Below are 20,068 nucleotides of genomic sequence, written 5' to 3' on the forward strand. Positions count from 1 at the left end.
ATTTATAACCTTTAGATTTTAAGATAATCTCTTAATATTTCTTCAAGTAAATCATCTCTATCAACTCTAAGTATCAAATTACGAGCATCGTTATGACTTGTTATATATGATGGATCTCCAGATGTCATATATCCTACTATCTGATCTATCGCATTATATCCTCTTTCTTCAAGAGCTTTATATATTTTATTAAGAACTTCCTTATTTGTCATCTTTGATTTTGAATTTTTAAAATATAAGGTATCTTTATCCACTTTACTGTCCTCCTATTAATTCTTCTATCTTAGAAAATACATCTTTTATCTTTGACCTATCTTTTGCTCCTGCCTGTGCAAGATTTGGCTTTCCTCCTCCGCCACCTCCAGCAATTTTAGCAGACTCCTTAAGCATCTTACCTGCATTATACCCTTGGCTTACAAGGTTATCTGCAACTGATAAAATAAATACAATTTTGCCATCATTAATTGTTGATAGTGCAATTATAGATGATTCAATTTTAGATTTAATATCATCACACAAATTTCTAAGCTGTTCTACTTCAATATCCTTAAACTCATATGTCATATATTTAATATTGTCACCAATGTTTTTGGCAGAAGATATTATTTCATCTATGGAAGTAGATAATTCAGATTTTTTAAATTCCCTTATTTCTTTTTCATAGTCCTTATTTTGTATAACCAGCTGGTTTATCCTATGCAATAAATCATTTTCTTTTACCTTAAGAGCATTAGATAATTCATAGATGAGATCTTCTTTCAGTTCAAGCTTTTCCCATACCTTGGTGCCGACAACGGCTTCTATTCTTCTAATGCCACTTGCAATTCCTGCTTCACTTACTATCTTAAATGCACCTATCATGCCGGTGTTATTTAAATGCGTTCCTCCGCAAAATTCGATGCTAAAATCTCCCATCTTAACAACTCTGACTATCTTCCCATATTTCTCACCAAATATTGCTGTTGCTCCTAATTTTCTTGCTTCTTCGATTTCCATTTCATTAGTTGTTATAGGTAGAAATTCATCAATTTTTTCATTAACTATTTTCTGTACTTCATCTATCTGGTCCTCTGTCATAGCTTCATAGTGATTAAAATCAAACCTAAAATATTCATCATCTACAAATGAACCTGCCTGAACTACATGGTCTCCTAAAACATTTTTCAAGGCTTTATGAAGAATATGCGTTGCACTGTGACCTCTTGCAATCTTATGCCTTCTATTTTTATCGACAATTAATTTTGATCTAGAACCAATCGAAATAGCTTTAGCTTCGTTATAATCTTCAGAATTAATAAGATGAATAATAATACCATTTTCTTTTATTACATCTGTAACTTTTAATTTTCTATCTCCTCTAATAATTAATCCTGTATCATTTACTTGACCACCGCTTGTAGCATAAAATGGGGTTTTGTCATAAATAAGCAATCTTACATTTGATGAATAATCACCTGAGAAAATTAATTTTGCTTCAGTAGTCGTTTCTTCATATCCAGTAAAAATAGTTTTGTCTAAATTACTATAGTCTGCAGATTCTTTCCACGCTTCATCCTCTGTAGATTTTCTATTATTTCTTGCGAGATTTTTCTGATTCGTCATGCACTTATTGAATCCTTCAATATCAACGCTTATAGCTTTATCTGATAGAATTTCTTCTGTCATTTCAACTGGGAAACCATATGTATCATATAATTTAAAAGCATATTCACCCTTAAGCATATTATCATTTGATTTTTTAATATCTTTTATATATTCATTTAAAATATTTAAACCGCTATCAAGCGTCTTATTAAATTTATCTTCTTCAATTCCTAGTATTTTCTTGATATATTCTCTTTTCTCCAGCAATTCAGGATAAGCATCTTTACTTACCTCAATTACGCTCGTAGCAAGTGTGCTCAAAAATTTACCATCGATGCCAAGTAGCTTTCCATGCCTATAAGCCCTTCTTATAAGTCTTCTAAGAACATAACCTCGGCCCTCGTTGCTAGGCAATATACCATCTGAAATCATAAATGTAACAGATCTAAGATGATCAGTAATTATTCTAACGCTCATATCTTCTGAAGGATTTCCATCTTCATATTTTATATTTGCTAGCTTGCATACTGCGTCTACAGTATGCTTTATGGTATCAATGTCAAAAATCGAATCAACTCCTTGCATTATGCAGGCAATTCTCTCTAGACCCATTCCAGTATCAATATTAGGATGAGCTAGATTTGAATATGAACCGTCAACTTCCTTAGAATATTGAGTAAATACATGATTCCAAAATTCAATATATCTATCACATTCGCAGCCCGGTTTGCAATTCTCATCATCACAGCCATATTCTGGACCTCTGTCATAATAAATTTCTGAGCATGGTCCACAAGGGCCTAGTCCTATCTCCCAAAAATTATCTTCTTTTCCAAGTCTGACAATTCTTTCTTCTGGCATTCCTAAAGTCTTCCAGATTTCAAAGGCTTCATCATCATCTTCATAAATAGTTGCCCAGAGCTTGTCCTTAGGCATATTAAGCTCTTTAGTAATGAACTCCCAGCCCCAGCTAAGGCTTTCTTTTTTGAAATAATCTCCAAAACTGAAATTACCAAGCATTTCAAAAAAAGTTCCATGTCTTGAAGTCTTTCCGACATTGTCTATATCGCCCGTCCTTATACATTTTTGACAGGTTGTCATTCTCTTGCTCGGAGGAGTTTCAGTTCCTGCAAAATAAGCTTTGAGAGGTGCCATTCCTGAGTTTATTATTAGCAAGCTTTTGTCATTCCTTGGAATTAATGACGCACTCTTTGCAGGATAATGTCCTTTTTCTGTGTAAAAATCTATAAACTTTTTTCTTATTTCATTAAGCCCTAATTTATCCATAAACCTCTCCTAATAGTTTTAAATCTATTTCAAAAAACTATCTTAAATTATACATCCGAATATCTTTCTTGTCTAATTTTTTGCAAATTAATAAGCTATATCCTTATAATATAGTAATTTCATTCTTTGATTATCTAATCTACTATCTCGATAGATTCTAATTGATTTTTGACATCATTCCTAATCTCTGCCAAAAATTCCTGTCTAAGCTCCATTTGCTCAATAGTTTCATCAGGCGTTAGACCTATCGACTTTGATTTTTTAGCAAGTTCATTAATTCTATCAATCTTTTTCTTATCCATAATTAAATATTAACACCCATATTGTTTCATTTCAATTATATTCACTATATATTTTAATAACTCGGCATTGCTCGGTCTTTTTTTATATCTTTCAAAAAGACTTCCTCTAATTTGATTTTTTATTATTGTCTTTTTCCATGCTTCTGTAATTGCGTGCCTTATGTCATATTCAATAGAATACTCCGACAATCCTTTTTCCTTTGCAATTTCAGGATATATATGTTTAGACATCGTGCAGTCAGATCCATACTTTAAAATAATAATTTCAATGGCATTTATCATATGTGAAAATCCTAGGTGAGAAGTGGAAAAATTTGATTTAAGTAGCAATTTGTTAACTTCATTTAAAATATTTATTTTTCTATCTTTTTCAATTAAATTGTATGTCATTTTTCTTAATTTCTCATAATCTTTAAATTTTATATCCTCTTTTTTATTCTCAAATTTAATACCTAAGTTAAAGCAAGTACAATACATGGAAATTCTCGCAAGTATTGTATTCTTTGTAACAGGCTTATAAATAAAATCATTCGCTCCATTATTAATTGCTACTTCTGAAATGAAATCATCTCTAATATCAGACATCATTATCACATATGGTCTATCTTCTTTATTTAAGTTATTTAAATCTCTTAGGACATCAAATCCCCCTTTTATTGGCATTGCGTCATCTAAAACCAAAATATCCGGTTTATACTTCTCAATCATTTCTTGAACAAATGCTCCATTATTAAGCTTAAATAATATATTACATTGTTCATTTTCACTTATCCATTCTGATAACATTTCTCTAATTAAATCACTATCATCTATCAAGCCAATGTTAACCTTTTTTATATTTAAAATATTCATAATATCCTCCTTATTATCTTTATATACTTTAGATACTTCGAAAAATATATGTTTATACGCATATCAAGTCTTTTAATTTATTATATGTAGCCATTCCTATGCCGTTAACATTCTTTAGATCTTCTATCTTTGTAAAATTATTATTATCACGATAATTTATTATCTTTTCCGCAGTGACCTCCCCAATGCCTGGCAATTTTAGTAATTCTTCTTTAGAAGCTGTATTGATATTCACGAGATTATTTCCATTAGAAATACTTTCTTTATCCATACTTTGAGAACTTCTTGAAGATGGTATAATTATCTTCTCACCATCTTTCACATATCTTGCCTGATTGATAGAATTAATATTTGCTTCCTCTTTTAATCCTCCAGCTTTATCAATTATTTCATATAACCTCACCCTTCCTTTCATCTTATATATTCCTGGATTCTTTATTTCACCGCTAATATCAATTACGATATTATCTTCTATTTTTTCTGTTTTAACATCTTTATTTTTATTATCATCAGCTATAACCTTTGTATTTGGCTTTGCTGTCCACTTTATAATCAAAGATGAAATTAAAATTATTGCTAATATAATTATCTTAAAAACAGTTTTTTTATCTATCTCATATTTAAGCAATAAGCCTCTAATTTTTTCCATAGTAATCGCCTCCTCGTATTTTTGTAAATACTATAAAAGGCTACTTAAATTTTCAAATTTATAAAAATGTTAAATATCTATAAATCCTTTCCATATTTACTTAAATATTAACAAAGAATATTTAAGTGTTTAAAATTTGTTGATTAATAAATATATAAAAATTTTTAAAATAAATAAAAAAAAGATGCATGAATTAATACATCTTTTTCAAAAATACATATATCTAGTGTGTATATAAAAAATAAGAACAATTCTTTAAACAATAATTAAAAAAAGTAATTATATTTATTCTTCGCTATCTTCAGTATAATCAAGTTCAAAGTCATTAATTTTTATTGTATCTCCTTCCTTTAAACCTAATTTTTTCAATTTCTTTATACCGCCAGCTCTCACTATATACTTATATAAATATCTTAACGAGCTTATGTCATTAAAATTTGTTGAATTAAATATCTTAGTTAATTGTTTGCCTTCTAAAACAAAGGTGCCATTTTCGTCAACAGAAGCATATAAGTTTTTATAATCACTATCTATATTGTATTTTTCAAAGTCATATAGAGGAATTTCTTTATTTTCTGTGTCAGAATTCTGCTCTTCAATTTTTTGTTCTTCAAGCTTATTTAAAGCAATGCCCATCAACTCTTTTATGCCCTTATTAGTAGCGGCCGAAATAGGGACAACAATTTTACCTTCTTTTTTGACTTCTTCAATAAATTCATTATAGTTTTTTAAAATATCACTATCTAAATCATCAAAGTTTATTAAATCTATCTTATTTGCTGCAATAATTTTAACTTTCTTTTCTAATTTATCATCATATTGTTTAAGTTCATTATTAATAATTCTATAATCTTTAAGTGGCGTACTTCCTTCACTACCAGCTGCATCTACGACATGAATTAAAATTTTTGTTCTTTCAATATGCTTTAAAAAGGTTAGCCCTAGACCTTGACCTTTATGAGCTCCCTCAATAATTCCCGCAATATCGGCTAAAACGAAACTATTATCAACAAAGTCTACTATTCCTAAATTAGGATCAATGGTTGTAAAATGATAATTAGCAATTTTAGGTCTTGCACTGGTTGCAACTGACAAGATTGTAGATTTTCCTACATTAGGTAAGCCAACGAGGCCTACATCAGAAATTAATTTTAATTCAAGAATTATCTCTCTTTCCTGTGCAAGTTCACCAGATTCAGCAAAATTAGGAGCTTGCCTTGTTGAACTTTTGAAATGGACATTGCCTTTTCCGCCTTTTCCACCTTTTGCTACAACTACAAAATCACCAATTGCATTTAAATCTTTAATAAGTAATCCTGTATCTTTATCAATAACCATAGTTCCAAGAGGAACCTTTATTATTAGACTTTTTCCTTTTTTACCATATTTTTTTCGCCTCATTCCATCAGAACCATTTTCAGCTTTGTATTTTCTCTTATATTTTAGATCCATAAGGGTTCTTAAGTTGTTGTCAGCAGCGATAATAACATCTCCACCATCACCGCCGTCACCGCCATCTGGGCCGCCATCTGGAACATAAGGCTCTCTTCTAAATGTAACAGCTCCATTTCCTCCCTTACCAGAGGAAACTATTATCTCAGCTTTATCTACAAACATTTTATTATAATCCTTTAATTTAAATTTTTATTTAAAAAACCCCTGCTTATGCAGGGGTCTAAGTATGTAAATTTATGCTTCCTTTGCAGGTTCATATACACTTACTTTTTTGCGTTTCTTGTCATATCTTTCAAATTTAACATTTCCATCTACCTTAGAAAAAAGTGTATCATCTCCGCCAATTCCTACATTATTTCCAGGATGGAATTTAGTTCCTCTCTGTCTTACAAGAATACTTCCTGCACTTACATATTCTCCTGCACCTACTTTCAGTCCAAGGCGTTTGGACTCGGAATCACGACCATTTTTGGTACTACCTACTCCTTTTTTACTTGACATATTCGTACACCTCCCGTCCTAAAAATAATTAATTAGTGCCATTAATCGCATCAATGATTTCTTGTTTTGTTGCCTTTTTGCTTATATTTATATTAGCATTTTCAGCAATAGCAAGTAACTCATCCTTTTTCATAGACATAGATACTTTAACATCATTGTCAGCAGTAGCTGATTCTGATTTATTAGTTTTAATTTCAGCTTTCTTATCTTCTGAAGATATATTATCTAAGCCAATGCTTAAAATCTTCACAGCAGTATATGGCTGCCTATGACCATTCTTTTTTCTATAGTCTTTTTTAGCCTTATACTTAAAAACTATTATCTTCTTGCCCTTGCCTTGTTCCATAACCTCAGCAGTAACCTTATATCCATCAAGATAAGGTTTTCCTACTTTTAGATTATCATCACAAATAGCAACGACCTTGTCAAAGGTTATCTCATCTCCAACCTTTGCATTGATCTTCTCTACTTGGAAAACATCGTCCTTTTGAACTCTATATTGTTTTCCACCTGTTTTAATAATTGCATACATATTAATAATTTCCTCCTCATACCAGACTCGCCACACGAGGTGTGTATTTCACTAATTTATATCACTTAAAACCTCGATATGAGCGGCTAACCATTGCATTTTAACATTAAATGCTTGAATTGTCAATATTTTTATTATTCTATTACAACTCCGTCTTCATCTACTTTTATTTCTTCTTTTTCATCTTTTTTGGGCTTTAATATATCTAAAAGCTTGGTTTTAATCTCTTTAAGAATTTCTTCATTGTCTGCTAGGAATGTTTTTACATTTTCTCTGCCCTGACCAATTCTCTGTCCATCATAGCTATACCATGAGCCTGCCTTATCGATTATCTCATTATCTACTGCAGCGTCCATAATATCTCCTGTCACACTAACTCCTTCGCCAAACATAATATCAAATTCAGTCTTGCGGAATGGTGGTGCAACTTTATTTTTAACAATTTTAACCTTTGTTCTATTTCCAAGGGTTTCATCACCACTTTTTATTGCTTCACCCTTTCTAACCTCAAGCCTCATAGTAGCATAAAACTTTAATGCTCTACCTCCTGTTGTAGTCTCAGGATTTCCATAACTTATGCCTATCTTTTCACGAAGCTGATTAATAAATATTACGCAGGTGTTAGATTTATTAACAGCTCCAGCGATTTTTCTAAGTGCTTGCGACATTAGCCTTGCCTGTAATCCGACATGGGAATCTCCCATCTCCCCCTGTATCTCAGCTCTTGGAACAAGGGCTGCAACCGAGTCGATAACAATAATATCTATTGCTCCGCTCCTTGAAAGCATCTCGCATATCTCTAAGGCCTGTTCTCCAGTGTCTGGCTGAGAAACTAAAAGTTCATCGACATCAACACCTAGACTTCTAGCATAAACAGGATCTAGGGCGTGCTCAGCATCTATAAAGGCAGCCTTTCCATTCATCTTCTGTGCCTCGGCAACTGCATGTAGTGCAAGCGTTGTCTTACCAGATGACTCAGGACCATATATCTCTATAATTCTACCTCTAGGATACCCTCCTACTCCTGTTGCCATGTCTAGGCTTATTGAACCTGTAGGAATAACTTCGACATTTGTCTTGATGCTATCATCTCCCATTCTCATGATAGCACCCTTTCCATATTGTTTTTCAATCATCTCCAAGGCTTCTTTGAGTGCCTTATCTTTATCACTAGTATCTATATTTAATTTATTAATCTTATTTGACTTGTTTGCCATCTTTCCTCCTAATCCATTGATTTTTCACTAAATCTAAATTTTTATAAAACGATTCTAGATTATACATAATAAAAACATTGAATATTTTACAAGATAAAACTATTTAAGATTTTACATATATATATTTTTTTAAAATAGTAGATTTTTATTTCAACTTACTAAACTTACCACTTAATTATATAGGTTTACGAATATATGTTCAATTATATTTAAGCATATATTTAGCAAATTTAGTTTAATTTTGAGATCTCTTCACTTAATATGTCATTTGCTAATTTTAACATCATAAGAGAAAAATATCTTCGATTCCATTTTCTATTGTTTCTTCTGGTCTTTACTTCTTTATATCCATGTTTTTCCCCATAGGAATAACCAATGTAAGCAGTTCCAGCATCGCCATCCTTAGATTCTTCAGCAATTCCAGTGATTGAAAGTGCCAAATCACTGCCAGAAACCTTTCTTACCCCCTCTGCCATCTCGACTGAAACCTCAGGGCTTACTACTCCATACTCTTTTATTGTTAAAGGAGATACACCAAGTTCATCCACCTTTGAATTATTACTATAGGTAATAAATGATTTTTCAAAAATAGAAGATGCTCCTGAAACATCTGTAATCATTCCTGAAAATAGACCGCCAGTGCAGGACTCTGCAGAAGAAATCTTCCAACCAAGGATTTTTAGTTTCTTTAGAACTACTTCATTTAATTCTTCATCTTCATAGCTATAAATAATGCCAGGTGCTAATTTTTCTATCTTAGATATTATGTCATCTACTGCAATTTTTGCTTCTTCCATATTATCTCTCTTTGAAGCAATTCTGATTGTACACTCGCCTTCTTTGGCATAAGTTGCAATGGTTGGATCGGTCTGTTTATCTATGATTGGCATTAAAACAGTCTCAAGATTGGACTCACCAATTCCTATAGTTCTTATTACCCTGTAGTACATCTTTTTATTACCATGAGCGAGCTTCATCAAATAATCTTTTAATCCATTATTGAAAATCCAATTCACCTCAATTGGAGGTCCAGGTAAGCTTACGATAATATTATTATTTTTTTTAATTGCAAAAGCAGGAGCTGTACCCGCCTCATTGAGAAAAATCTTTGCATTAATGGGCATATTAGCCTGTTTTAGGTTGTTAGAAGTCATATTCCTATCTTTGAACTTTCTAAGAAGAAACCTATATGCTTCTTCATTCCTTTCAATTCCAATTCCCAAAGAACTTGAAATTACTTCCTTTGTCAAATCATCCTGTGTAGGTCCAAGCCCTCCTGTCGTTATTATCAGCTCTGTTTCATCCATTGCCCTATATAGGGTTTCTCTAAGTCTTTTGGGATTATCTCCAACGACAAAATGAAATAAGACATCGTAGCCCATCAAGTTAAGATGTCTTGAAAGATATGCAGAGTTTGTATTAACTATTTGACCGAACAAAAGCTCAGTTCCTACTGAAATAATTGATGCTCTCATGGCAACCCTTTCCTAAGTCAATTATTGCAAGTATATTTTGAGAAGGTATTTATTTATTTTTAAATACTTTTCTATTTTTTATTATATATTCAAAGCCCGAATAGACTGTCATTATTAGTGACGCATATAAGAAAATATAAGCTATTATGGTAATTATAGTTGAAGATATTACATTCAAAAATAAAAGAGTAATTACGGCAATCATCTGTAAAACAGTCTTTATTTTCCCGCTTTTTGCTGCAGCTATAACAAGTCCGTCTGAAGCAGCAACAGTCCTCATTCCTGAAACTGTAAATTCTCTAGCTAGGATTATAATCAAAATCCAAGCTGGTATCATACCATTCTCAACCATAAGAGCAAAGGCTGAGTAAACTAAAATTTTATCTGCAAGTGGATCCATTATCTTGCCAAAATTTGTTACAAGTCCTCTTGACCTTGCAATTTTTCCATCAAGCAAATCTGTTAGTGAAGCAAGGCAAAATAATAAAATCGCAATCCAAAAATGCTTTTCTATAAAAGCTAGTACAAAAAGAGGAACTGCTAAAACTCTTGCCATAGTTAATTTATTAGGTAAATTCATATCTTTAATCCTCCACTTCACTTCCAATAAGATCATATTCCATAGCATCTTCAATTATTACTTTAATAATATCACCTATTCTATGTTCCCTGTCGCTTGTAATTGTAATTTCACAGTCCACCTCAGGTGCATCGCTTCTACTTCTTCCGATATATGTGAAAATTGGTTCGGATGATTCAATGCTTTCCGCAATACTGCCCCCATCAATTTCATCAATTATCACTTCCATTATTTGCCCAATTTTTTCTTTATTCTTTTTTAAGCTAATTTTCATCTGTTCATTCATAATAGATGCAAGCCTTTGGTCTTTTATATCATCATCTATTTTATTATCCAACTTAAAGGCTTCTGTTCCATCTTCATCAGAATATTTGAACACCCCAACCCTATCTAGCTTATTTTCTTTAATAAAGTCCATAAGCTCACTGAAATCTTCTGATGTTTCACCTGGGAAACCAACTAGCAAGGTGGTTCTAATGCACATATCTGGTATTATTTCTCTTATCATATCAATTGTATTTTTAATGCTCTTTGAACTCGATTTTCTATTCATAGACTTGAGAATATTATCCGATATATGCTGAATAGGAATATCTAGATAATTACATATCTTTGGTTCGCTTTTAATGGTTTCTATCAGTTCTCTGGTAATATTGTCATCATACATATACATAAGTCTAATCCATCGAATTCCATCTAGCTTGCAAAGTTCTTTAATTAGACTTACCAGTTTTATTTCTCCATACAAATCTCTTCCATATACCGACAGATCTTGAGCAATTAAAATAATCTCTTTTACTCCTTTAGAGGCTAAATCATGAGCTTCTCTAATGACATTTTCTAATTTTTTACTTCTATATGGACCTCTTATTACAGGTATAACACAAAAAGCACAGGTATTATTGCATCCCTCTGCTACCTTGAGAAATGCTGAATGCACACCTGTTTCTAAATTCCTTTTATTATATTCAAGAGAGGTGCTTGGCTCATCACCTACAATATCTATTTCTTCAAATTCTAAAGATTGCTCAGAGGTAAGTTTAGTGATTATATCGGGTAATTTATCATATTCATTAACCCCTGCGAAAAGATCAACCTCAGGAATCTCCTTCAGTAATTCATCGTGGTATCTCTTAGAAAGACAGCCACATACGATAAGCTTTTTATCTTCGCCCTTTATCTTCCCCATTTCAAGTATATGATTTATTGATTCTATCTTAGCATCTTCAATAAAACCGCAGGTATTTACGATCAAAATATCTGCATCTTCTGGAGAGTCAATCATTTCAAAGCCTTTTTCAATTAAAGATGCTAAAAGAACTTCAGAATCATATTCATTTTTAGCACAGCCAAGCGTATCAATATATACACTTTTATTCATTTATTTTCTCGCTTTCATCTTCAGCATAATCGTCACCATAATAATCTTCTCTACTTATTAAGACTTCACGACCTCTGCTACCGTCTTGAGGCCCAATTATGCCCATTTCTTCGATCTCATCTATTATCCTTGCAGCTCTGTTATAACCTATCCTAAATCTTCTTTGAAGCATTGATACAGAGGCTGTTTTTTTATTTAATATAAAATCTATTGCTTCACCGGTTAGCTCATCTTCTGAATCGTTTGAACTGCCTTTCTCAGGTGTTTCAATCTTCTCAATTACTTCCTCGTTGTAATTTGCAGATTCTTGATTTTTAACAAATTCAATTATTCCGAAAATTTCTTCATCGCTAACATAAGGGCTTTGAACTCTTATAGCGGAATTATAATCCCCTGGCTTGAATAGCATATCTCCATTACCTATTAATTGCTCAGCACCTGATGAATCAAGTATTGTTCTTGAATCAACCTGTGAAGAAACCATGAGTGCAACTCTCGATGGGATATTAGCCTTAATTACGCCGGTAATAACATCTACAGATGGTCTTTGTGTTGCAATAATAATATGCATACCTGCCGCCCTACCTTTTTGGGCAAGTCTAGCAACTGCAGTTTCAACTTGAGCTGAAGCAGTCATCATCAAATCAGCAAATTCATCTATGATAATCACAATCTGCGGAAGCTTAGTCTCTTCTAGATTGTTTTTCTCAATATGTTTGTTAAATGATTTTAAATCCCTAACCCTGCATTCCGCAAACTTATTATATCTTTTATCCATTTCATTAACTGCCCAGTTTAAAGCTGCTGCAGCTTTTTTCGGATCAGTAACTACAGGTATAAGCATATGAGGTATTCCATTATAATTGCTTAGTTCAACCACCTTAGGGTCAACCATTATCAATTTTACCTCATCAGGCTTAGCCTTATATAAGATGCTCATTATTATAGAATTTATAAATACGGATTTACCTGAGCCTGTAGCACCTGCAACTAGCATATGAGGCATATCCTTGAGATTTGCAACTATATTTTTACCAGATACATCTTTTCCTACAACAAAAGAAATCTTAGACTCCGCATTTTTAAATTCATCAGAATCTATTAACTCTCTAATCGTTACAGGCGAAGGCTGTTCATTTTCAATCTCTATTCCGACTGCTGCCTTTCCTGGTATAGGAGCCTCTATCCTTAAACTCTTTGCTCTCATATTGAGTGCAAGATCATCATGAAGCTTAACTATGCTATTTACCTTAACGCCAAGTGCAGGCTGAATTTCATATCTCGTTACTGAAGACCCCTGTATAACCTGAACAATGCCCGCGTCTACGCCAAAATTTCTAAGCGTATCTTCAAGCTTTTCAGCACTATCCCTTAACTGCCTTGATGTCATTCCTCTGCTATTACTTTTTGACCTTTTAAGCAGGTTAATTGATGGTAACTTATATTTAATATCCGATTTTATATCAGAATTAAGATTTTCAATTTCTTTTTCAATATTTTCTTCATCATCTAAAATCTCTGATTTTTTTCTAGAATTTTTATCTTCCTTTTTAAGCTTTCCCATTCCATCAAGTCCATATGATTTTGGAATATCAACATAACCATCTAAACCATAGGATACATCTCTATCGTTGATAATAGGTTCATCTTCGATTTCATCTTTTTTCAGTTCTAAATCTTCATCTTTACCAATTGAAGAATCATCTTCTACATATCCGATAATCTTCTGTTGTTTTATACTGAGCTTTTCTTTTTCCCTATAATCCTCATATTGATTCTCATCAGTAGGAAGAATAATTTCGTCAGAATTAGTCAGATTGATAATCTCATCGTTATCATCTTTTTTTATCTTTGACAAAATTTTAGAAAATCTATGCTCATTTGAAGTTCTAGATTCTTTAAAAGACGCCTTGCTTAATATCTCAGGAAAAGTTTTATTTGCTATTAAAATAAAAGAAATTATAAGAATTGTTAAGGTTAAAAGAATTAGACCCGCTTTTCCAATCAACTTAATAAAAATACCGGAAAGCTCCATTCCTAAAACACCGCCACTATCTCCAATTATCCCACTTTCATAGTAGTCATGAATATAATCAGTGTTGATATTTACTTCATCACTATTTATAAATCTAATTGAATTTAGCATACAGAGATTTATAAAGATTAGAATTGCAAAAATAATTGTCTTATAATTACAGCTTATTAATTTTTTTGTAAATAAGAGCAGGGAAATAATGATAAAAATAATTGATATTAGAACAGCAACAACTCCAAAGGTGCCTCTCAGTGCATCATGAATGAACTCACCAACTGAGCCAGCTATATTTAGATTAACTGTTAAAAATAAGAATATACCTATAGCAAGAATAATTATTGCCTTAATATCTTCTCTAATATTATTATCATGAATTTCTTTTTGAACTTTTTTATTATTTTTAGCCATTTTTTCCCTTCTTTGAATAATATCTTATATGATAAAAAATGGTCCAAGGCTATTCGCCGGGACCATTAATTAAGCCTTATTATTCAGCTGCGTTAACTACATCTTTGCCGTCGTAGTAACCGCAATTCGGACAAACTCTATGTGGAAGTTTTGCTTCGTGACACTGAGGACAAATTGAAAGTCCTGGAGCGTCCATCTTCATATTTGCAGACTTCCTGCTACTGGTTCTAGCTTTCGATGTTTTCCTCTTAGGTACTGCCATCGCCTACACCTCCTTACTTATCAAACTTCGCTTGCGGGCGAAGTATTATGTCAATTGCAACATTCTAAATTATAAACATTTATATTCTAATTGTCAATTATTTTAACAATTTGTTTTCTAAGTTCGTGTTCTTTTTCAAGGTCATTATCACTAATAGCATTATATAGATTTGTTGCCTTGATTTCAAAATCAAAATTTTCTTTTTTATTATATTTATTTATATTGGTCACTATATCGAGATTTTGTTTTATCCTATCTTCATTATTTTCATAATCTTTACTATTTCGCATCTCACGCAGTAACTCTCTACCCTTATCATTAAATCCAAGCACTCTAATGCAATCAGGAGTTGAATAATCGAAGCTATTAATTCCGAGAAGAATTTGAAAAATAAGCCTTGATATTCTTGTATATGTATACCTCTTGCTTTTGGTTAACTCAATCAATTCATCGAAAGTTCTTGCCTTGATAGCTGATTTTCTTAGTCTATTCCCTAGGCCCTCTCCGCCTTGAGGACTTTTATCTATCATATTCGCCTCTGTTTTTAATATTTCAAATCTAGCAATCTCAAATAGATTTTTTTCTCTTTCCTTTAAAAAATTTGAATAATCCGAAAGACTTATATTTCTAAATAATATCTCTTCAACCGATTTTGGTAGGGTTCCGCATTTATAACTGCCATTTTTAATTAAATTTCTAATCTCAGTCGCTGAACTTCCATTCCTTTTAATACATAGAGCTGGTCTATTATTCCAAAAGCTTAGATATTCCATTCCAAGTGTATCATTGGCTGAGTTTAGTACATTTTCAAGCCTCTTATCACCCGATAGCATATTAAATGCAAACTGCCTTGCCCTCGGGAAGGAATATCCCTTATTTCTAAAAGATTTTATAATGTCATTAATCTCTTTCTTATTCTCATTGACAAGCGATGATGCCTTTTTTATCAAGTTAATATCGCCAATCTCACTTCCAAAGGATATAGCATCGATTAAGTCCATGCTCTTAAAAATCTCAATTCCTGCCCTAGCATATACTCCTGCATTGTTAAGGCAATATTGAGTCGGAATTTCTAAAACCAAATCAGCACCATTTCTAAGTGCCATCTCAGTTCTTTTCCATTTGTCACAAATAGCAAGTTCTCCCCTTTGCACGAAGTTTCCACTTATAGCAATTACAACAACATCCGCAAGAAAGCTCTTTGCGGATGTTTCAATTTGATACTTATGCCCATCGTGAAATGGATTATATTCGGCAACTATCCCTATTGCCTTCATATTATTCTTCACTTACTCCTGAATCTTGAAGTCCGTCTGCAAGTCTTCTCATCTCTTGACGATTGCTATTTACTTCTTCATTTATTTCGCTGAGCATTTGATTCATTTTATCATTCATCGGCTGGAGAAATTCGCCTGCTATTTTTTGTATCTCACTCTGCATATCATATAGTTGCTTATCTATATATTCAAAAGTCTTGAGTTTGAGAAATCTATTCCTATTCTCAGATTCAGCTGTAAGAGCATCAGCTCTCTTCGATGCTTCTCTTTTAATTGCTGCATCTTCGACAAGAAATTCCGCCTGCTTTTTAGCTGATAAAATGATTTTATCATACTCCGCCTTGGCTTCTGCCATTATTCTATCCTGCTCAGTATTTATCCATCTTGCCTGCTGTAAATCCTTAGGCATATTAGCTCTTATATCAACTATTATTTGCTCGATTTCGTCAGAATCAACAACCGCCTTATCTGAAAATGGAACCTTTGATGCATTAGTAATTAAATCTTCAAGCTCATCTAATAATGATATTACCTTAATTGAAGCATCGCTCATGACCTGTCCTCCTATTATTTAAAATATATTTTGATATGTTCTTTAAAATCCTATCTATTTATCTCGATATTTCTGAATTAATTCCATCTCAGAATAATCCGGAAGCAGTCCCTTCGTATCACCGCCATATAGAGCTACTTCTTTTACAAGTGAAGAACTTATAAATGAATATCTAGGGTCCGTCATCAAAAATATAGTTTCTGCAAACTCACCATAAAGTCTTGCATTCATTTGTGCCATCTGGATTTCATAATTGAAATCAGATGTATTTCTAAGCCCTCTTACAACGCAGTCAAATTTTTCTTTCTTTACATAATCAGCAAGAAGTCCATCAAAAGTAGTAACCCTAACATTTGGAAATTCTTTTGTAACAATTGATACGATATTCTTTCTCTCTTCCAATGTGAAAAGTGCGGATTTAAGACCTCCAATTATGCCTACGGTCAGTTCATCAAACATATCCGATGCACGACTTATAATATCCATATGACCATTTGTTATGGGATCAAAAGATCCTGCATAAAGGGCTCTTTTATTCATTAAATTTCCGCCTCCTCGCATACATTTTAGCAAAGGATTGCAGTGATTGCAATATGTTTGAAGTATTTGAGATATATTTAGAATGCTTTATTTTTGATATTTATATATATCTACACCAATTGTGCCATATTTTTTTATCTTAAATCTTACAAAAGAACCATATTTTTCTTCTAAATTATATTTTTCTAAATGCTCAGCTACTATAATTGTGTCATTTTTAGCAAGATTATTTTCTTCTATAAGTTTAAAACTATCTTGATACCAACCTTCATTATATCCATCTTTATATGGAGGATCTAAAAAAATTATGTCAAGTTTTTCAGGTAGCATTTTTATGCACCTCTTAAAATCATAATTAAATACTTCACTTCTATCGATAGCCTTACATTCATTTATATTTTTCTTTAAAATATTCAAAACTCCCTTATTATATTCGTTAAAATAGCATTTTCTTGACCCTCTGCTAAGCGACTCTAGTCCAAGTGAACCTGAGCCGGCAAATAGGTCTAGCACTATTGCCTCATAAATATGATTATTTAAAATACTAAAGATTGCCTCTCTGACTTTTTCGGTTGTCGGTCTAATATTATTTGGAATTTCTATTTTTCTATATTTAAATTCGCCTGATACTATCTTCATAATAAATTTTATTATTTCTCCTTCTTAGTTAGATTTTAATCAGATAAATGATTAAATGATATAACTGTAATCACCATAAATATTTGAAAGGTAAAGATTTAATTGCTCTTTATCGATGCCTTTATAATCATTTTCCACTATATCTTTTGCATCTTTTAAACAGATGTCTGCTAAGTCCTGATATTGATACATATCGGATATAATATTGCTAGCTATGCCATGCTGAATTGTTCCAGTTATGTCACCAGGACCTCTCAATCTAAAATCTTCTTCGCTTATTTCAAATCCATCAGAAAATTTTACCATGGCATTTATTCTAGATATTGCATTTTCTGAATTACTATATCTTACAAGATAACAATAACTTTGTATTTCGCTTCTTCCAACCCTTCCTCTTAGCTGATGCAATTGAGCAAGTCCATATCTTTCAGCATTCTCAATAACCATTATAGTGGCATTAGGAACATCAATTCCTACTTCAATTACAACTGTTGAAACGAGAATATCTATATTTCCTATTGAAAATTCCTGCATAATTCTTTCTTTTTCTTTTCCGGCAAGCTTGCCATGGATAAGTGCTACTTTCCTATCTTTAAACCTAGCCTTCATCTCTCTATAAAGCTTTTCTGCAGGCTCTAGTTCAAAATCATTTTCATCAATTGCAGAAGCAATTATAAAAGCCTGATGACCTTTTTCCACCTCTTTAGCAACAGCCTTATAAGCAAGTTCTCTGTTGCTATTATCAACTGCCCTCGTTATTATCTCTTTTCTACCATAAGGTTTTGTCTTTATTATAGAAAAATCCATATCGCCAAAAACTGTAGAGGCTAATGTTCTTGGGATTGGAGTAGCCGACATAACGATAATATTAACTGTCTCATTTTTATCTACTAAATTTTTTCTCTGATTAACCCCAAATCTATGCTGTTCATCTGTTATCACAAGCGTTAATTTTTTAAATGAAATATCGTCTTGTATCAGTGCATGTGTACCAACTATTATATCAATGCTTCCATCTTTTAGTTTATCTAATGTTTCTTTTCTCTCCTTAGCACCTGTATTGCCAGTTAAGATTGCAGTTTTAATTCCAAATCTATCAAATTCTTTTTTAAAATTAATAAAATGTTGTTTGGATAAAACTTCTGTAGGAACCATAAAAGCCACCTGTCCACCAGATTTTATAACTTTGTAAATGGCAGCTTGAGATACTACAGTCTTTCCACTTCCGACATCACCTTGAATTAACCTGTTCATTGGTTTTTCTGAAATTAAGTCCTTCTCAATATCATTTATTGCTTTTATCTGATCTTTTGTTAGCTCAAAACCTATACTTTTTATAAAAGGTGAAATATCAATATCCATGATGCTAGAATCGATACCATTTTTTGAAATTTGCTCCCTGCTTTTTAAAATTGCAATCTGATATGAGAGCATCTCATTGTAAAAAAGCTTATATCTTGCAGCCTGATATGCCTTAATATTTTCAGGAAAATGAATATTTTTATATGCAAACTCATCTTTACAAAGCTTTCTTTTATTTCTAATACTTTCATCTATTAGCTCATTTTCAAAATTAAGATTTTTAAGGGTTTCTTTTACCCATCTTCTTAAATCATTATTTGTAATCCCTTTTACGCATCTATATACAGGTATTATTCCCCTAAGCTGGTTATTTTCCGATTTTGTAATTTCAGGATTTATAAAAGTCTTTTTACCATTTGATATTCTTATTTCACCAAAGATTAGATAATCAGTTGAAATATTAATATTTTTAAGCAAATATGGCATATTAAAAAATCTAAGGTAGTATATTCCCATGCTGTCCATAATCTTGCAGTCTAACATACTGCGTCCCTTAGAAATTCTTATCAATTTTTTGCTAATAATCTTGCCGGAAGCTAAAACTTGTTTCCCCATTATAAACTTATCAGAAGTAATTTTATTTCTTCTATCTTGATATTTGAAAGGTTTATAATTGAGTAAATCCCAGATAGTATGTATCCCAAGATTTTCAAGCTTTTCCTTTTTCTTGCTTCCTATACCTTTTAATTTTTTAATTGAGTCCGAGTAATTCAAAGCTTTTCTACCTCTATGAGCCCCTTATGCCATATAAGTTTAATATCTCTACTAGCTATATTATCAGAAATTATTCCTCTAATATTTGCAATTATTTTTATAGGAGGCTTAATTCCCATTTTTATAAATCTATCTATGATTTTATTAAATATATTTTCCGCTGATTTCTTTAAGCTTTTTCCAAAAATTGCAATATAATTTATTTCTATCAAAAGACCTTCGTCAGTAAATGATGTAAAAACTACGCCTGAAGAATCCTTTGTTTTCATAAAATCTTTATTTTTAAATATATTTCCATTCTTGGTGCAAGGAATTATTATCTTATCATTCTTAATCATTTCAAATAAGATAATTTTTTCTATGAGCTCTTCAGAAATATCAATTGAACCAAGTTCGTTAATAACAATAGATTCCATATTTTCACCTATAAATAAAAAGCCCTGAACACAATACTGCGTTCAGG

The 20,068-nt window shown here is 31.9% G+C and carries 19 protein-coding genes and 1 pseudogene; all 20 read right to left on the reverse strand.

The annotated features are described in order from the left end of the window. Positions 1-11 precede the first annotated feature (11 nt). The 20 genes and pseudogenes from BQ5371_RS06365 to BQ5371_RS06455 all read right to left on the reverse strand — a co-directional run bounded on the left by BQ5371_RS06365 (position 12) and on the right by BQ5371_RS06455 (position 20,021). Positions 12-254 carry an IreB family regulatory phosphoprotein gene (locus BQ5371_RS06365; RefSeq protein WP_083377459.1) on the reverse strand — a complete coding sequence of 81 codons (243 nt, stop codon included), beginning with the start codon at positions 252-254 and terminating at the stop codon, positions 12-14. 1 nt (position 255) lies between these two features. Beyond that, a complete protein-coding gene (gene alaS / locus BQ5371_RS06370) occupies positions 256-2,871 on the reverse strand; it encodes an alanine--tRNA ligase (RefSeq protein ID WP_071133017.1) in 2,616 nt (871 codons plus the stop codon). 134 nt (positions 2,872-3,005) lie between these two features. Next, entirely contained in the window at positions 3,006-3,173 is a 168-nt protein-coding gene (locus BQ5371_RS06900) for a DUF896 domain-containing protein (RefSeq protein ID WP_135354799.1), read from the reverse strand. 9 nt (positions 3,174-3,182) lie between these two features. Then, complete coding sequence (locus BQ5371_RS06375) at positions 3,183-4,025, reverse strand: response regulator (protein WP_071133018.1); 843 nt, start codon at positions 4,023-4,025, stop codon at positions 3,183-3,185. 52 nt (positions 4,026-4,077) lie between these two features. Next, on the reverse strand, positions 4,078-4,674 hold the full coding sequence (locus BQ5371_RS06380) for a ComEA family DNA-binding protein (RefSeq protein WP_083377460.1): 597 nt from the start codon (positions 4,672-4,674) through the stop codon (positions 4,078-4,080). Positions 4,675-4,959: 285 nt separating this feature from the next. Then, entirely contained in the window at positions 4,960-6,291 is a 1,332-nt protein-coding gene (obgE, locus tag BQ5371_RS06385; RefSeq protein WP_071133019.1) for a GTPase ObgE, read from the reverse strand. A 72-nt stretch (positions 6,292-6,363) separates the two neighbouring features. After that, complete coding sequence (rpmA, locus tag BQ5371_RS06390) at positions 6,364-6,630, reverse strand: 50S ribosomal protein L27 (protein ID WP_071133020.1); 267 nt, start codon at positions 6,628-6,630, stop codon at positions 6,364-6,366. Positions 6,631-6,862: 232 nt separating this feature from the next. Further along, a pseudogene (gene rplU, locus BQ5371_RS07135) lies at positions 6,863-7,162 on the reverse strand (50S ribosomal protein L21); the annotation flags it as partial. 134 nt (positions 7,163-7,296) lie between these two features. After that, positions 7,297-8,379, reverse strand: coding sequence for a recombinase RecA (gene recA / locus BQ5371_RS06400; protein WP_071133022.1), 1,083 nt, complete (start codon positions 8,377-8,379; stop codon positions 7,297-7,299). A 230-nt stretch (positions 8,380-8,609) separates the two neighbouring features. Further along, positions 8,610-9,854, reverse strand: coding sequence for a competence/damage-inducible protein A (locus BQ5371_RS06405; RefSeq protein WP_071133023.1), 1,245 nt, complete (start codon positions 9,852-9,854; stop codon positions 8,610-8,612). A 49-nt stretch (positions 9,855-9,903) separates the two neighbouring features. Then, the gene (gene pgsA / locus BQ5371_RS06410; RefSeq protein WP_071133024.1) at positions 9,904-10,434 is read right to left on the reverse strand and encodes a CDP-diacylglycerol--glycerol-3-phosphate 3-phosphatidyltransferase; all 531 of its coding nucleotides are present in this window, start codon (positions 10,432-10,434) and stop codon (positions 9,904-9,906) included. 4 nt (positions 10,435-10,438) lie between these two features. After that, positions 10,439-11,815, reverse strand: a complete 1,377-nt coding sequence (gene rimO, locus BQ5371_RS06415; protein WP_071133025.1) for a 30S ribosomal protein S12 methylthiotransferase RimO — start codon at positions 11,813-11,815, stop codon at positions 10,439-10,441. Then, on the reverse strand, positions 11,808-14,258 hold the full coding sequence (locus BQ5371_RS06420; protein ID WP_071133026.1) for a DNA translocase FtsK: 2,451 nt from the start codon (positions 14,256-14,258) through the stop codon (positions 11,808-11,810). The genes rimO and BQ5371_RS06420 overlap by 8 nt, the downstream gene beginning before the upstream one ends. A gap of 79 nt (positions 14,259-14,337) precedes the next feature. Then, on the reverse strand, positions 14,338-14,520 hold the full coding sequence (rpmF, locus tag BQ5371_RS06425) for a 50S ribosomal protein L32 (protein ID WP_071133027.1): 183 nt from the start codon (positions 14,518-14,520) through the stop codon (positions 14,338-14,340). A gap of 86 nt (positions 14,521-14,606) precedes the next feature. Continuing rightward, positions 14,607-15,809, reverse strand: a complete 1,203-nt coding sequence (locus tag BQ5371_RS06430) for a tRNA(Met) cytidine acetate ligase (protein ID WP_159428263.1) — start codon at positions 15,807-15,809, stop codon at positions 14,607-14,609. Continuing rightward, a complete protein-coding gene (locus tag BQ5371_RS06435; RefSeq protein ID WP_071133029.1) occupies positions 15,799-16,350 on the reverse strand; it encodes a hypothetical protein in 552 nt (183 codons plus the stop codon). Before BQ5371_RS06435 ends, BQ5371_RS06430 begins: the two co-directional genes overlap by 11 nt. 54 nt (positions 16,351-16,404) lie before the next feature. Further along, positions 16,405-16,890, reverse strand: coding sequence for a pantetheine-phosphate adenylyltransferase (coaD, locus tag BQ5371_RS06440; RefSeq protein ID WP_071133030.1), 486 nt, complete (start codon positions 16,888-16,890; stop codon positions 16,405-16,407). An 87-nt stretch (positions 16,891-16,977) separates the two neighbouring features. Continuing rightward, complete coding sequence (gene rsmD / locus BQ5371_RS06445; RefSeq protein WP_071133031.1) at positions 16,978-17,529, reverse strand: 16S rRNA (guanine(966)-N(2))-methyltransferase RsmD; 552 nt, start codon at positions 17,527-17,529, stop codon at positions 16,978-16,980. Positions 17,530-17,580: 51 nt separating this feature from the next. Continuing rightward, complete coding sequence (gene recG / locus BQ5371_RS06450; protein ID WP_071133032.1) at positions 17,581-19,605, reverse strand: ATP-dependent DNA helicase RecG; 2,025 nt, start codon at positions 19,603-19,605, stop codon at positions 17,581-17,583. Next, positions 19,602-20,021: a hypothetical protein gene (locus BQ5371_RS06455; protein ID WP_071133033.1), complete on the reverse strand. Its 420-nt coding sequence runs from the start codon at positions 20,019-20,021 to the stop codon at positions 19,602-19,604. The genes recG and BQ5371_RS06455 overlap by 4 nt, the downstream gene beginning before the upstream one ends. Positions 20,022-20,068: the final 47 nt, after the last annotated feature.

This window comes from Alterileibacterium massiliense, assembly GCF_900104645.1.
In the GTDB taxonomy this organism is placed as follows: domain Bacteria; phylum Bacillota; class Clostridia; order Peptostreptococcales; family Anaerovoracaceae; genus Alterileibacterium; species Alterileibacterium massiliense.

Coding starts and splice junctions, on each gene's coding strand:
- pgsA (WP_071133024.1), bottom strand. CDS start 10,434: ATGAATTTACCTAATAAATTAACTATGGCAAGAGTTTTAGCAGTTCCT.
- BQ5371_RS06420 (WP_071133026.1), bottom strand. CDS start 14,258: ATGGCTAAAAATAATAAAAAAGTTCAAAAAGAAATTCATGATAATAAT.
- BQ5371_RS06900 (WP_135354799.1), bottom strand. CDS start 3,173: ATGGATAAGAAAAAGATTGATAGAATTAATGAACTTGCTAAAAAATCA.
- rpmA (WP_071133020.1), bottom strand. CDS start 6,630: ATGTCAAGTAAAAAAGGAGTAGGTAGTACCAAAAATGGTCGTGATTCC.
- BQ5371_RS06455 (WP_071133033.1), bottom strand. CDS start 20,021: ATGGAATCTATTGTTATTAACGAACTTGGTTCAATTGATATTTCTGAA.
- rsmD (WP_071133031.1), bottom strand. CDS start 17,529: ATGAAGATAGTATCAGGCGAATTTAAATATAGAAAAATAGAAATTCCA.
- recA (WP_071133022.1), bottom strand. CDS start 8,379: ATGGCAAACAAGTCAAATAAGATTAATAAATTAAATATAGATACTAGT.
- BQ5371_RS06375 (WP_071133018.1), bottom strand. CDS start 4,025: ATGAATATTTTAAATATAAAAAAGGTTAACATTGGCTTGATAGATGAT.
- BQ5371_RS06380 (WP_083377460.1), bottom strand. CDS start 4,674: ATGGAAAAAATTAGAGGCTTATTGCTTAAATATGAGATAGATAAAAAA.
- BQ5371_RS06405 (WP_071133023.1), bottom strand. CDS start 9,854: ATGAGAGCATCAATTATTTCAGTAGGAACTGAGCTTTTGTTCGGTCAA.
- alaS (WP_071133017.1), bottom strand. CDS start 2,871: ATGGATAAATTAGGGCTTAATGAAATAAGAAAAAAGTTTATAGATTTT.
- coaD (WP_071133030.1), bottom strand. CDS start 16,890: ATGAATAAAAGAGCCCTTTATGCAGGATCTTTTGATCCCATAACAAAT.
- rimO (WP_071133025.1), bottom strand. CDS start 11,815: ATGAATAAAAGTGTATATATTGATACGCTTGGCTGTGCTAAAAATGAA.
- rpmF (WP_071133027.1), bottom strand. CDS start 14,520: ATGGCAGTACCTAAGAGGAAAACATCGAAAGCTAGAACCAGTAGCAGG.
- BQ5371_RS06435 (WP_071133029.1), bottom strand. CDS start 16,350: ATGAGCGATGCTTCAATTAAGGTAATATCATTATTAGATGAGCTTGAA.
- obgE (WP_071133019.1), bottom strand. CDS start 6,291: ATGTTTGTAGATAAAGCTGAGATAATAGTTTCCTCTGGTAAGGGAGGA.